This window comes from Rhodopirellula sp. MGV (assembly GCF_002251265.1).
GTDB classification, from domain to species: domain Bacteria; phylum Planctomycetota; class Planctomycetia; order Pirellulales; family Pirellulaceae; genus Stieleria; species Stieleria baltica_A.
On sequence record NZ_NPDI01000001.1, the window covers coordinates 97457 to 110364 of the forward strand.

Annotated in this window: 14 protein-coding genes; 3 read left to right on the top strand and 11 right to left on the bottom strand. The window is 54.2% G+C overall.

The window, feature by feature from the left end:
- From CGZ80_RS00205 to CGZ80_RS00240, 9 genes are all read right to left on the bottom strand, one after another.
- Entirely contained in the window at positions 1–1074 is a 1074-nt protein-coding gene (locus CGZ80_RS00205) for a glycosyltransferase family 4 protein (protein ID WP_094410759.1), read from the bottom strand.
- Positions 1075–1188: 114 nt separating this feature from the next.
- Positions 1189–2343 (bottom strand): DegT/DnrJ/EryC1/StrS family aminotransferase, encoded by a 1155-nt coding sequence (locus CGZ80_RS00210; protein WP_094410760.1) that lies wholly within the window; start codon positions 2341–2343, stop codon positions 1189–1191.
- 31 nt (positions 2344–2374) lie between these two features.
- Entirely contained in the window at positions 2375–3034 is a 660-nt protein-coding gene (locus CGZ80_RS00215) for a hypothetical protein (protein ID WP_094410761.1), read from the bottom strand.
- The gene (locus CGZ80_RS00220; RefSeq protein ID WP_143543666.1) at positions 3031–3801 is read right to left on the bottom strand and encodes a sulfotransferase; all 771 of its coding nucleotides are present in this window, start codon (positions 3799–3801) and stop codon (positions 3031–3033) included. The genes CGZ80_RS00215 and CGZ80_RS00220 overlap by 4 nt, the downstream gene beginning before the upstream one ends.
- A 2-nt stretch (positions 3802–3803) precedes the next feature.
- The gene (locus CGZ80_RS28165) at positions 3804–3977 is read right to left on the bottom strand and encodes a hypothetical protein (RefSeq protein ID WP_198953590.1); all 174 of its coding nucleotides are present in this window, start codon (positions 3975–3977) and stop codon (positions 3804–3806) included.
- Between the two features lie 207 nt (positions 3978–4184).
- Positions 4185–4538, bottom strand: a complete 354-nt coding sequence (locus CGZ80_RS00225) for a hypothetical protein (protein ID WP_094410763.1) — start codon at positions 4536–4538, stop codon at positions 4185–4187.
- 439 nt (positions 4539–4977) lie between these two features.
- The gene (locus CGZ80_RS00230; RefSeq protein ID WP_143543667.1) at positions 4978–5388 is read right to left on the bottom strand and encodes a hypothetical protein; all 411 of its coding nucleotides are present in this window, start codon (positions 5386–5388) and stop codon (positions 4978–4980) included.
- Between the two features lie 257 nt (positions 5389–5645).
- On the bottom strand, positions 5646–6176 hold the full coding sequence (locus tag CGZ80_RS00235) for a PilZ domain-containing protein (RefSeq protein WP_094410765.1): 531 nt from the start codon (positions 6174–6176) through the stop codon (positions 5646–5648).
- A 290-nt stretch (positions 6177–6466) separates the two neighbouring features.
- Positions 6467–7474 carry an ATP-binding cassette domain-containing protein gene (locus tag CGZ80_RS00240; protein WP_094410766.1) on the bottom strand — a complete coding sequence of 336 codons (1008 nt, stop codon included), beginning with the start codon at positions 7472–7474 and terminating at the stop codon, positions 6467–6469.
- Between the two features lie 133 nt (positions 7475–7607).
- Here CGZ80_RS00240 and ispF point away from each other — a divergent pair, with 133 nt between their 5' ends.
- Positions 7608–8111, top strand: coding sequence for a 2-C-methyl-D-erythritol 2,4-cyclodiphosphate synthase (gene ispF, locus CGZ80_RS00245; RefSeq protein ID WP_094410767.1), 504 nt, complete (start codon positions 7608–7610; stop codon positions 8109–8111).
- A 23-nt stretch (positions 8112–8134) separates the two neighbouring features.
- Here the strand turns inward: ispF and CGZ80_RS00250 are convergent, their stop codons facing one another.
- On the bottom strand, positions 8135–8851 hold the full coding sequence (locus CGZ80_RS00250) for a hypothetical protein (protein ID WP_094410768.1): 717 nt from the start codon (positions 8849–8851) through the stop codon (positions 8135–8137).
- Between the two features lie 56 nt (positions 8852–8907).
- Between CGZ80_RS00250 and CGZ80_RS00255 the strand changes: the two genes are divergently transcribed.
- Positions 8908–9792 carry a response regulator gene (locus CGZ80_RS00255; RefSeq protein WP_094410769.1) on the top strand — a complete coding sequence of 295 codons (885 nt, stop codon included), beginning with the start codon at positions 8908–8910 and terminating at the stop codon, positions 9790–9792.
- A gap of 200 nt (positions 9793–9992) precedes the next feature.
- Positions 9993–12266 carry an AMP-binding protein gene (locus CGZ80_RS00260; RefSeq protein WP_143543668.1) on the top strand — a complete coding sequence of 758 codons (2274 nt, stop codon included), beginning with the start codon at positions 9993–9995 and terminating at the stop codon, positions 12264–12266.
- Here the strand turns inward: CGZ80_RS00260 and CGZ80_RS00265 are convergent.
- Positions 12263–12841: a histidine phosphatase family protein gene (locus CGZ80_RS00265; protein ID WP_094410771.1), complete on the bottom strand. Its 579-nt coding sequence runs from the start codon at positions 12839–12841 to the stop codon at positions 12263–12265. The two genes, CGZ80_RS00260 and CGZ80_RS00265, sit on opposite strands and share 4 nt — an antisense overlap.
- Between the last annotated feature and the right edge of the window lie 67 nt (positions 12842–12908).

The window sequence follows — 12908 nt, forward strand, 5'->3', positions numbered from 1 at the left end:
CTAAAGAACGCTCAGCAATGCTGAGCGTAGGCGTGCGTAGCACATCGCACGCGAAAAATCATCACGGACGGTTTGCAGGCCTTGCGCAGCGACCCGTTTTCGCAAGGGCCTGTCGATTATCAACTGCTCGAACGCGTTAAGCCATTCTGTATCTGAGCCGGCAAGAAAGCCGTTGACTGAATGCTCAATCAGATTCTCGTTCTCACCCAATCGTTGACCGATGACGGCTGCACCGCCCGCCATGTAGATTCGCGACTTCAGCGCACCGCGGTAGAGTGATTCGTCGACATTGAACATCGGAAAGATGCCGATGTCGATCATCAACGCTAAGTTGATCATCGCCGTTTGGTTATAGCTCGGGATGACCTTTGGGCGAAACGCTTCAAAACGCGGCAGGCGATCGGGATCTGCACCTACCAATAGCAACTGCAGGTTTTGGTGCTGCGAAAAGATCTGCTCCAGTGGTTCAAAAATTCGATACAAGGCATCGGCGGTGTACTTGCCACCGATCCAGCCGATTGTCGTCGTCTCTGGGACGCGATGGACTAAGTCTCGGTATCGATCGAACTCTTCAATCTGTGGCGAGTCTGGAACGATTGCTACATTGCTGTTGTGTTGTTCGGCATAGCTTGCCGTGAACTCGTTCTCGCAGACGACAAGGTCTGAAGTCGACAGCATCTCGTGGATCTGCTGCCATCCAGCCAATTGAAATGCGGGCAACCAAACCGCATCGATCAAATCGGTAACGACTTTTGTGTTCGGCAGGTCAACCAAGCGTTGGTGAAGTGGCCAGGACGGTACTGTGACCAACATCACGATATCGTGCGACTTCGCAAGCTCGACGATTTGGTTTTCGCGTCTGGAAAGCACCCGCGACTCAGCCCACAACGCAGGCCGGCGGAGCGACGGACGCCAGGGCCAACGCTGCATCACCGTGTTCATTCGCTCACTGGTACGTCCGACGAATGTGGCTTGTAGCTGATCGTCGGCCTGAAAGCTTGTCTTGAATTGTAGGCCGCGTACCGTTGTCGTCGGTGTCGCGAGCGATTCGTAGACGATCAGAACTTTCTTCATCGGGCGACATTCTCACTGCACGCGGGGGCGTTGCGCGTCGGTACATTGCATCGTGCATCGATGGACGCATCGATGCACAAGGGCCGCCAAACCAGTTCGGTGAACGTCACCGATTTACCAACCGCTGCGAATGACTTCACAAACGCGTTCAGCGTCACCAATCTCCATGTGCGTATGGAGCGGTAATACGAGGTATCGGTTTTCCATCGCATTCATGTTCGGTAATTCGCCCTCCCGGAAATCTGCAAAGACCGAGTAGCGGTCGTTTCGAAAGTGCACTTGTCCGGATTCGATCCGTGCATCACGAAGTTTTTTCTCGAGGTCCTGGCGGCGATCGACAAGAACGGTACAGAGCCAAGCCGCGTGGACGCGGTCGGTCATACCCGCACCGACGACCTCGATGCCGTCGAGTCCCTCAAGGCCATCGATATAGGTCTTTAAGATCGACTTTCGCAGAGCTAACGATTGATCAATTGTTTTCAGAGCGGCCAAGCCCATTGCGGCACCGATGTCAGTCATCTGGTACTTGTAGCCCACTTCGTAGATATCGTTTGCCCAGGTTCCACCTTGTTTCGCTTTGCGGTCGATACCGAACCAACGAATCCGCTGAGCCTTGTCGACGAGCGATTCATCCCGCAGCATCAGCATCCCGCCGTCGCCGGTAGTGATGTGTTTGATCGCTTGGAATGAGAACGCGGTAAAGTCTGACATGCCGCCGACGGGACGACCTTTGTAGCTCGCTCCGACCGCTTGCGCGGCATCTTCGATCAAAGGAACCCCTGCTTCATCAGCGATCGCTTGCAGTTCGTCCATGTCACAGGGCAATCCGCCATAGTGCACGCAGACAATGGCTTTCGTTTTTTCTGTCACCAAAGCACGGACGTGATTCGGATCGATATTCATCGTCCCGGCTTGGGCATCGGCGAAACGAACCTTGATTCCGTGGTAAAGCAGCGGGATGCTGGTCGCCGTGCAAGTGAAGACCGGAACGATGACCTCGTCGCCCGCTTTCAAGTCCGCCAATACATAGGCGAGGTGCATTGCGTCAGTGCAGGAACCGACTGCGATGGGGTGGTGTTGGGTTCCAATCCAATCGCGAAATTCGGTTTCAAAGCGGTCAACCTTAGGACCTTGGCCGATCCATCGGGTACGAAGCGTGTCGGCTACTTCGTCGATTGCGGCCTCAGGAACATGCGGATGAAACAAGACCAAGTTCTCACCATCCGCAGGCAGAATCGACTTGTCTCGTGTGTCGGCAAATTTGGCCATGCAATCGAATTAGGGAGCTGGATGAAATTATTTACTTGGTCGCTTCGATCCGAATGTCCCGCCAAGGCTGTTCGTGGTGGTGGGGGGCTAACTCAGAGAACCCACCAAACCCCACCGCAGACAGTTCAGATTTGAGATGCCACGCGGACCAACCAAATGAATACGGTGTGAAGTTAATTTTGTTCATGATTTCTGTCGGGTCGAAAGCATAGATGCCCCGAACGGCTTCCAGGTACTCGTTTTGGTCCCCCGCGTTGGCGAGCAGATGCTGAGCACACTTTTCAATCGACGGCAGTTCGATGACCAGTTTGCCAGCGGGTTTCAACAGTTGGTATGCGTCGGTGAAGAACTCGCGGGCTTGCCAGAGGTTCAGGTAGCTGAGCGAGTGGATCATCAATATTTCGCTAATGCTGTCTGCCGCAAAGGCAGCACGTAGCTCGTCAAATCCCATGTAAAAATCGGCACAGGCCCGAACGTCTGCATCGATGTTGACGTATCCGTCGAGATGCATCGGGCCACAGCCCAGGTTCAGTTTAATGTCGTCAAGTTTCGATAGCGGACCGGCAACCCGTGGAACGACCTTGGGCCCCAACACGGCAGTGCTGGGCATGATACGTTTGGCGACCTCGTATCTGAATCGGCGGATCAGACGCCCCGGAAGTTTGACGCAACGATCAACAAGTCCGCTCATTCCAACATCACCTGAAAGCCTTTCTTGATTGCCATCACTCGCCACTTAAATTTGGTCCAAGCACGAGTTCCCAAGCGGTCTGTTCGCAACGTTTTTTGATAGACCGATGCATGCTGGTCGGTAAACGGCAACTCTAAAAAATCGTGTATTCTGCGACCCACCGCCACCGGTTGCCGACAGAGTTCCTCATAGCCGACTTCGTGATAGTGGCCGTGCGCTTTGCCAAACGTCTCGACACGTTCGAAATGCGCCAGCGTCAATTTTTTCCAATGTTCCGGGTCATTGAAAACGCCGACACCAGGTTTTTCGCGGTGCGATAGAGATGCCGCGATGTCATCGGGATCACGCCGGATGAACAGCACCTTACTTTTCGGAAACACGTCCAAATACAACGGCAATAACACACAGGTACGCGCGTCTTTGATTCCCCAGGGTGAGGTTCCGTCATAACCCCACTGCATTAGGTCAATGCGCCACTGTGTTTTCATAAACTCCCCAACCGTGTCACGAAAGCTCATCACCTCTTCGACGGACATGATCGGGTAGTTGGCCCAGTTCGCCCCCCCTCCCATCAACAACTGGTCATTGACGTAGTTGGAAAAGAAGTGCGATTCGCATTGCGTCGCGTTGTTGACCATGAAGAGGCCACAGGCATGCAGGCAACGCGAAAGCGCGGTGCTGCCGCTGTTGTGCATTCCCATGACCAACACGGGGTCTGGAGAGACACCTTGGAAATCGGTTGGGATCGTTTGACGCTCGGTGGCCACGTTTACTTGGCTGCTTTGATCTCGGCGGCTTCCGCTTCCAACTTCGCGATGCTGTCTTCGAATTCCTTCAGCTCTTCCAAGTCGTCCGCTTGTTGCCGCGAACCGGCAAGTTGCTGGCGGAGACTAGCGAGTTTCTTGTTGATAACATCGAGACGCTTTTTCTGTTTCTTGTCCACTCGAGGCTCGTGGGTAAACGTTGAAAGACGGGGACTATCGAGTCGTTAATGATAGATTGTTGAGACTCCGAACGCTTCCGGCGGATCACCCTGACGGCGGGCAAAGGCAAGAAAAAAGCCCGACCGGATGGCCGAGCTTTCGGATTTGTCTCGTTCGATCGCTTTGTAGCAATCGAATCAATGGACCGACTTTTACGGTTGGGCTGACTAGAACCCGAAACCAATCGACAGACCGCTGCGTCCGTATCCACCGTATGGCCCATACGGGCCGAAAGAACCGTAGCCCATCCCGCCGTAGCCAATCCCACGCCCGTAGATCGAACCGGTGTATGGAGCCCGGTAGGACCCGTAGTATGGCGAGCGATAAACCGGGCTGGTGAAGTATGAACGCCCGACGGAGTAAGCAGGGGCGCGGTAGCGAACAGTGGGGCGATAGGCGTTACTGTAGCGGACGGCAGAACGAGCACGTCCACGGTAGCAATTGCCGGCCGACGCGTCTGACTGGAACAAAAACATCGAACTGACACCGATGGCGACAGCCATGACAGCTTTCTTGAACATCACAAAAAATCCTGACTTGGGAGGGAGGGAAGATTGAGTACACGCCCAGTGTTGGTGGGCACTCAAGTCCGACGGGATCTTGGGAAGGTTACCTAGCAACGTCATGGTCACTTACAGCGACAGTCCGTCATGGCTTGAGCTTTTTCGAACGCTTTCTCAAAGATGCATCGCTCGTGCCAACACATTCAATTTCCGCGGCTGGCTGCCCAATAGGTCTTCGCAGATCAGCGAATGAACACCAAAAAGCGGAATGAATCAATTTCGTGCTTGATTCATGCGAACCAGCGAAGTTCAAGCAGCACGGTCGCTTATCTTGCCAGGTGTGGTCGCATTGAATGCAGCCTGGTATCTCGTAATAAGACAGGAAATACCGATTAAACTTCGCGCGACGCGGCGAAGAATTGATCGAAGTGGCGAGGCGTTTCGTAGCCGGCGTATGCTACCAACCCTTCGCTTCGCCCTCGATCATGATCTGTTCAATGTCCTCGTCACTGATGTTGTTCTCAAGTGCGAGATGAGTCGTTTCACGATCGGCAATTTTTTGCGTCAGGCCTGCAAAAGCCTGGCCGGCTGCACCGCTCTTTGGGATCTTATTCGAATTGCGATTCATCGAGTCAGTCATCGCGGTGTAGTCACGATAGATCTGCTGCCGCGTCGATTCGGGTAAGTCGACGACACGGTATTGCAGATTTTTTTTCGCCTCTTGTTCCGCGACCGCTCGTTGTTCGGCCGCAACCGCTTCCGCTTGTTTGGCTTCTTCTTGTTGCCGTCCGACGCGAAAGAACGTGATCACGATCAAGACAAGCATCGCGACAAAAGCGACGCCTAGGGCAATGACCCACTGCATCATCTTGGATTCGGATCCGGAATCCGCATCCTGATTGGATTGAGTGCGTTTGGGGCCAGAATTAGCCGTGGTGCTGCGGGGCGCGGTTGGATTTTGAGTCGAAAAGACGAGATTGCATGACGGGCATCGAGTTTTTGCCATCGACGCAGGGACGTTGACGGTATTACCACAACCGGGGCAAGCGAGTCTTTTGATCGACATATCAGCAGCGGTTTGAGGGGGCGAAGAGAGGCGTAGCGAGTGTTCGCTACATTAGCACGTTAGTCCGTACGATACATCATCCAGCGTCGCTGAAGTTCCATGACCATGCGGCGGACTTCTGGAGGCGGACTGACTTGTTCAAAGCGGACGCATGCGGGAAAAAAGAACCCATAACCGTTGCGTCCCATCCGTCGAACGATCCCTTCCATTTCAATGGTTTCGTCGTTGCAGGCCAAAGTCAAGCGAGCTTCGTCGCCGATCTGAAACTTCACAGGATCGCGATCAGACGCTTTGACAAAGACGCCTGTCATGCTGATGTTGTCCGGACGTGCTTCGAATTCCAAGTTGTTGAACTGGATCCAAACACGGAGATCATCCCGGCGCAGAATCGGAACACGGAACGACTGCCGGCGATTGTCATCATCGTTGACAACCACTTTACTCTTTTGAACCGTTTCGACAAAATCGACCAACTCATCAACGGCATCTGCGTCGAGCGTCAGTTGCGTCTCGGGGTGGCTGACGCTGCAAATAGTCAAAGCGTCTCCGTCGTAGCTCAGTTCGATATCACGTAGAGTCAGCTTCGCCATCAGCCTGTCCTTTGCCTGTGCCTCTTATTCTGCGTTGGTGGAGTTGCTTTATAACGCCCATCCCAGCCGGCGTCATCGACGGGCATTGTCATCCTTGCACAACGTCAGCGTTCCAATGTTGGTGATCGGCATGAATGTCGATTCCTCGCGTCAAATCGTGTTCACAGAATGAGAAAACCGCTTTATACAGCACTTTCCGGTCATCCCAATTATCTTGATCTGTGAAACCAGGGGGAAGCAAATCCTCTTCTTCGAATCAGTTTTTGTGATTTACGGCCACGCTCAGGCTGCTATCGGGCGGCGACCGGTTCAGCTTCCGAGCGACTTGTGGACTCCCGAAACAGCTCGGCAATGACGTCTTCAAGTGGCGGGTCTTCAACGGCGACGTCTTCGATTGGGTGTTCGGAAAGCAATCGAGAAAGCGTGCGGGGGACATCCGCTCGTTCGACGCGGAGCCGCACTTTGGGCCACGTTTCCGACAGCACTTCACCGAACACGGTCGCGTCCACTTGGTGAACTTCTGGGAATTGAACGGTGATGATTTTGTAGCCTGAAAATTTGTCGATAATTCCTGACAGAGACCCGTCGTACTGGATCAAGCCACGTGCGATGACGACAACACGCTTGCAAAGTGCGGCGACGTCTTTCATGTAGTGGCTGGTCAACAAAATCGTGATCTTGCGTTTCTCTTGGTAATAACGCAAAAACTGCTGAATGTTGTGTTGGGCAATGACATCCAAGCCGATTGTCGGCTCGTCAAGAAAAAGCACTTCGGGGCTGTGCAGCAACGCAGCCATGAGCTCCATCTTCATTCGCTCGCCGAGCGATAGCTCGCGAACTGGTTGCTTTAGTAGTGGTCCAACCTCCAGCAAATCGGTTAGTTCGGCCAACGTCGAGTTGAATTGCTCGACCGGCACACCATAGATCTGCTGCTGCAAACGGAACGATTCTTGTGCCGGAAGATCCCACCACAGCTGGTTCTTCTGTCCCATCACCAAAGCAAAACGTCGGCGGTAGGCATTCTGGCGTTGCCAAGGAACGTATCCCATTACCGAAGCCGTTCCACCGGTCGGGTCAATCACGCCGCTGAGCAATTTCAGCGTGGTCGTTTTGCCCGCACCGTTGGGTCCAAGAAACGCGACGAATTCTCCGGCTTCAACTTCCAAGTCAATGCCGCGAACCGCGTGGACTTCTTCGTATTCGCGATGAAAAAGTCCGCGAATACTCTCGCGCAGGCCTTCGCCTTTGCGGTAGACGCGATACGACTTTGTCAGATTGTGAGCTTCGATGATTGGCATGAACGGTCCAGCCCATTGGGATCGGCGACGGGAAACGGTATTGTAGTGGGCCAAGGCAATTTTTGACGACCACGCTGAAGACGGAAATTTGTGGCGTCGTTCTCTTTCCGGCCCGCGGTGGTCTATTCAGCCGATGAATCCTCAGGAAGTCAGCTTGCCCAACATTCGGATCGGCTTGGGGTACGATTCGCACCGTCTCGCTTCCGGAGGGCCATTGCTGATCGGCGGGATCGAGATTCCCGCCGACGTCCACGCAGTTGGACATAGCGATGCTGACGTGTTGCTGCACTCGCTGACCGATGCGCTGCTTGGGGCGATTGCCGATGGCGATATCGGCCGTCTATTCCCCGATACCGCAGCCGAAAACAAAGACCGCGATAGCCGCGATTTTGTGAACGAAGCCAACGCTCGAGTGAACACGCAGGGGTATGGAATCGTCAATTTGGATTGTGTGATTCTGGCGGAACGGCCCAAGATGGCACCGCATATCGATTCCATGCGATACGCCATCGCAGAAATGCTCGGAATCGATATCGGCCGTGTCAGCATTAAAGCCAAAACGGGTGAAGGAGTCGGTGAAATCGGGACCGGCCAATCGATCGCCACGCGTGTGGTCGTCTTGCTAGCCGGGAATTGACCATACCGCCGGTTCGGCCTCGTCTAACAGCGACGCGGTTTATCTCCGTCTGATTTCTTGCGCCAAGCCCGCATTTCATTCGGTCCGATGAACATCACCAGAATCGCGTCCGGTCCGGCAAAGCGGTCAAACACGTCTTCGTGGAACTCGTCTTCACCTGGCCAGGGATATGAATAGACGATCCCAAAATCTTCCAAGTCCATGCCCCACTCGTCGTACGGTGAAGGTCCATCGTGGCCCAACGATGGCAACGTGGGGTCGTAGGTAAGTTTCTCCGCGCCGTTGGGAAGGAAGTTGCCGTGGAAAAGTTCGACGTCGGCAGGCCACTGCTTGACGGTTTGTTCAGCCTGCCGGATGAGATCCGGATGGGATTCGATCCCAAACGCGGCCAGCTTAAGCGTCGAAGCCATGCACGCCACACTGGCAAAACCACAACCCCATTCCAGAAAACGTCGGCTTGTCAGCGATTCATGATCCAGAATCCAAGTCAACGTTTGATAGACAAGTTCATAATCTGCCGCAACAAATTGTGCCGCGTGGTGTTGGTTCCAACAGTCTTGGAATCGCTCAATCCTCGTCCGCATCCAAGTGAGCCGTTCGGCAATCGAAGGGGCAATCGGCAACAGGTTGATATCGGCAGGTAGTTCGATCGGGCAAAGCATTGGGAGATAGACGGATGAAGAGGATTTCGGTTGGCAGTTCCTAGGCGGATCATCGCCGTACCGGACAGATCTGCCCATTGCTGTGCCGGTTCACGCTATGATTGAAGCATCCGATCGCTGGAGTAAAAGCCCCCATGTGCCGAGTCTTGGTTGTCGACGATAGCCCAACGCAGATGACGTTGATTACGTCGATCTTGCGCGCTCGCGAAATCGAAGTCGAAACCGCCAGCAACGGGCTCGAAGCAATGCAGCGCATCGCGCAGAATGCACCCGATCTGGTTTTAACCGACATGCAGATGCCGGAGATGAATGGCGTCGAGCTGATCCGGAAAATGCGATCCGAATCGCCGATGTTGCCATCTGTCCTGGTAACCGCATTCGGGACCGAGGGATTGGCCGCGGAAGCCTTGGGCGTTGGGGCGTGCAATTACATCTCCAAGGATCACGTCGGTGTCTTGCTGCCTGATACCGTGTACCGAATTTGCCAACTTGCACAGGCCAATGAGGAATCGTTGTACTTAAAAGCGGCTCTGGTGCCTCAGTCATTCCAGTTCGTGCTCGATAGTTCGATTGATCGGCTGGTCCCCTGCACCGCATTGCTGATTCGTATGATGGCCGCCATGAATGTCTTGCACACCATCGACCGTCTACGCATTGCCGAAGCAGTACACTACACGCTGCTGCACTGCATCGTGCACGGCAATTTAGGGAAACCTCTTTGCGAGACGCCGTATTCGATCGCCGATGCGATGAACTATGTATCAACGCATGACTCCCCAGCAGAAAAAAACGGATGTGACCCTTGTGTCTCGATGCGTTTATCGGTCAACACGTCCGAAATCAAGCTTTCCATCGCCTTTGACGGGGACGGGCCATCGATTCGCCAAGCCCCGATGCCAGGGACACCGCAAAGTTTTTCAGACGAGCGAGGGCGCGGCATGTTGTTGCTGACCAGCGTGATGGACGAAGTCTTTATCGATCCGATGTCACACGACTTGCGACTAACCAAGTATTTCTAGCCGGGCCTCCGATTGTGCGTTACGGCACAGATTCGTAGCCTGAACCAATTGCCGCCCCGAAGCGACTCGGAAAGAATAACGATTGCTATTGTCGCTTCGTCCAATCAGTGAGCGGTCTTCGTCGATTTGCCGATCAAGACAGCTTACTTTTGCAGGCGACCTATCAACCAGATGAACTTTGCAGCGGACTTCTTCGCGTTATGGCTACAACCTCTTTGCCCGAATGTCTTCGCCGTCGAGCGGAAGCCCATGGTGATCGAATTGCGTTGACATTTTTGACCGACGAGTCGTTCGCCGGTGAGCAGGCACCGGTTCGACTGACGTACGCTGAGCTCTACGATCGATCGCTTGCTGTCGCCGCCCAACTCAAGCATCTTGAATTGATCGAAGCCGATTCCAATCTGGATCGCCAGGCGAACGATGGGACATTCAATTTTGCAGCACAACCTCGAGTCGCTTTGCTCTATCCGCCTGGCGTGGAGTCATTGATCGCGTTGATCGGGACACAAATGGCTGGCGCGATTCCTGTGCCGGCCTCGTTTCCACGCCCCCATCGCGAAATACCAAGGCTGAACGCGTCCGCGCAAGACTGTCACCCCGCTGCCTTACTAACCGATCGAGCGACACTGGAAACGCTCGCCCAGGACAAGCTCTCCGAAAGCTTGCAGAACATTCCGATTGTGGTAACCGACTCAGGCAAAGTCACAGAGGGCGGTCAGCCGATCGACTGGGAAACCGTCGTTGACGCCAACGCTACCAACCCGGATGCGGGCGCGCTGTTGCAGTACACCAGCGGCAGCACGACAGCGGCTCGCGGTGTGGTGCTCCGACATCGGAACCTAATGTCGAATCTTGAATCAATTCGCCAAGCATTCGAACTCGACTTCATGCCAGACGAACGAGTCAGTGATTTGGAACTGCCGGACGAAGCAGTCGATGTCGGCGTGTTCTGGTTACCGTTTTATCACGACATGGGATTAATCGGTGGAATCTTGGCGCCGCTTTACATCGGCGGACACACGGTCTTGATGAGTCCGCGGGCTTTTCTGACTCGCCCCATTCGATGGCTGCAAACGATCAGCACTTATCACGCTTCGATCTCAGGCGCGCCAAACTTCGCCTATCAACTCTGTGTTGATCGAATTCCCGGCAAGCAAACCGCTGACCTTGAACTCAGTCAATTGCGACTCGCATTTTGTGGTGCGGAGCCAGTTCAGGCAAAAACACTGGAGGAGTTCGCGCAACGATTTGCATCAAATGGCTTTCAACCTTCAGCGTTCTATCCCTGTTATGGACTCGCCGAAGCAACGCTGCTGGTTGCGGGAGGCCGAGTTGCTGAGCCGCCGTCCGTGCTTACCTTGCGACGTGACGACTTTCAAAAGAATGTTGTCTCGCCCGTGGATCCGAATGGAAAGACAAAGCTCAGCCGTCGTGAACTGGTACAACTGGTAGGATGCGGCCGCGAAGTTTGGCAGACTGACATTAAGATCGTTGATCCGACGAATGGTGAAGGGCTGCCGGACGGAAGCATCGGCGAAATTTGGGTGCGCGGCGGAGGCGTTTCAGATGGTTATTGGTCGGAACTCACCGGTGAGACTGCTCCCGAGACATTTGACTCAGATGATGTAGCCGACAAGCGATCGGAACAGAGGTTTAACGTCGCCCTCGCGTCGGGTGAAACGGGGTTCTGTCGTTCCGGTGACTTGGGATTTGTCTATCAAAATCAGTTGTACGTCACTGGTCGTCTGAAAGAAATGATCATCCTTCGGGGGCGCAACTTGTACCCGCAAGACATCGAAGCCACCGTGCGTCAGACGGTGGAATCATGTGTTGTCGACGCACCGGAGTTGGTTGGGTCGGATCTAGCACTCTGCCGGTCTGCAGCTTTTGCCGTCAGTGGAAACCGGGGCGAAGCTTTGGCGATCATCGCAGAGGTGCCGAGGACGCTCGACGATGAACGATTGCTAGGTGAAATTGTTCGTCAGATCAGGCACGCCGTGATTGATGTCCACGATGTCGATCCGCAACACATCTGGCTGACACGGCCGGCAACGATCGCTGTCACTACCAGCGGAAAAACGCGTCGTGTCGATTGTCGTGAATCCTTTTTGGCGGGCGACTTGAAAGCTCGCTACCAGTACAACCGATCTGCGTTCAGCGAACAATCGCCGCTCCAATTTCCTGACTTGCCGAAACGCCCGATGCCAGGTGACCAACCGAAGCTGCAACAGGAGATCGAGGACTGGATGGCACAGTGGTTGATCTCCCGGGCGGGGATCAACCCGGAGGAGTTCTACCGCGACCGCCCGCTAAGCGAATTCGGGCTCGACAGCTTGTCAGCTGTCGAACTCAGCGGCGAAACCGAAGATTGGACCGGGGTGATGCTGACACCCGAAGTCGCGACCGACAATCCTTCTGTCGAGTCGCTCAGTCGCTTTATCGCGCAGCGTTACGTCGATACCCGGGCGATCTAATACTCGTTCAAGCAAATTAATTGCGCGGTTTCGACGTGTTTGATTGATCGGTGAGCGGTCAAAGGCTTGTCTTTGAATCGAGTCAGCAGAATCTGTATCGGATCGCCATGCGAAACCAGAAGGTAGGTCAGGTCTTGGCTGGTTTGATCGATTGATTCAACACAGTCCCACATCCGCTCGGCCACCACGAGAACGCTTTCAACATCCCATTGGCAATGAGATGGATCCAGTTTGTCTTGCTGCCAGACGACTTCGTAGTTCGTCGACGAAGTCCCATCGAAATCGCCGAAGTACCTTTCACGCAGTTGCGTCGTTTCCACCGGATCGATCCCCAACGCGTTCCCGATAATCTTTGCACTCTGCATGGTCCTCAAAAACGGCGAGCAGAAGATCGCAGTGACCTTACTAAGCTCATCTTTGTGCTGATGAAACGTGGCTTCAATTTCTTGTTGACCTGTTGCGGTGAGGCCAAAAGCGTGCCTCGCAATCGCGAGCGAACTTGCCACCTGACCTTCGACATTCGCTTGGCTTTGCCCATGACGTAGCAACAGAAACCGATTGCGAAGTTGCATCATTCGTTGACGAGGATGTCAGAGGGAGAGAGCAATGAAATCAACAAAAAACGCCCGTGTGATTGCCTCA

What these genes read in the sequence shown, in the direction of transcription:
- CGZ80_RS00215 (WP_094410761.1), bottom strand. Translation starts at nt 3,034, where the DNA reads ATGAGCGGACTTGTTGATCGTTGCGTCAAACTTCCGGGGCGTCTGATC.
- CGZ80_RS00260 (WP_143543668.1), top strand. Translation starts at nt 9,993, where the DNA reads ATGGCTACAACCTCTTTGCCCGAATGTCTTCGCCGTCGAGCGGAAGCC.
- CGZ80_RS00265 (WP_094410771.1), bottom strand. Translation starts at nt 12,841, where the DNA reads ATGATGCAACTTCGCAATCGGTTTCTGTTGCTACGTCATGGGCAAAGC.
- CGZ80_RS00225 (WP_094410763.1), bottom strand. Translation starts at nt 4,538, where the DNA reads ATGTTCAAGAAAGCTGTCATGGCTGTCGCCATCGGTGTCAGTTCGATG.
- CGZ80_RS00230 (WP_143543667.1), bottom strand. Translation starts at nt 5,388, where the DNA reads ATGATGCAGTGGGTCATTGCCCTAGGCGTCGCTTTTGTCGCGATGCTT.
- CGZ80_RS00235 (WP_094410765.1), bottom strand. Translation starts at nt 6,176, where the DNA reads ATGGCGAAGCTGACTCTACGTGATATCGAACTGAGCTACGACGGAGAC.
- ispF (WP_094410767.1), top strand. Translation starts at nt 7,608, where the DNA reads ATGAATCCTCAGGAAGTCAGCTTGCCCAACATTCGGATCGGCTTGGGG.
- CGZ80_RS00250 (WP_094410768.1), bottom strand. Translation starts at nt 8,851, where the DNA reads ATGGGCAGATCTGTCCGGTACGGCGATGATCCGCCTAGGAACTGCCAA.
- CGZ80_RS00240 (WP_094410766.1), bottom strand. Translation starts at nt 7,474, where the DNA reads ATGCCAATCATCGAAGCTCACAATCTGACAAAGTCGTATCGCGTCTAC.
- CGZ80_RS00205 (WP_094410759.1), bottom strand. Translation starts at nt 1,074, where the DNA reads ATGAAGAAAGTTCTGATCGTCTACGAATCGCTCGCGACACCGACGACA.
- CGZ80_RS00255 (WP_094410769.1), top strand. Translation starts at nt 8,908, where the DNA reads ATGTGCCGAGTCTTGGTTGTCGACGATAGCCCAACGCAGATGACGTTG.
- CGZ80_RS00210 (WP_094410760.1), bottom strand. Translation starts at nt 2,343, where the DNA reads ATGGCCAAATTTGCCGACACACGAGACAAGTCGATTCTGCCTGCGGAT.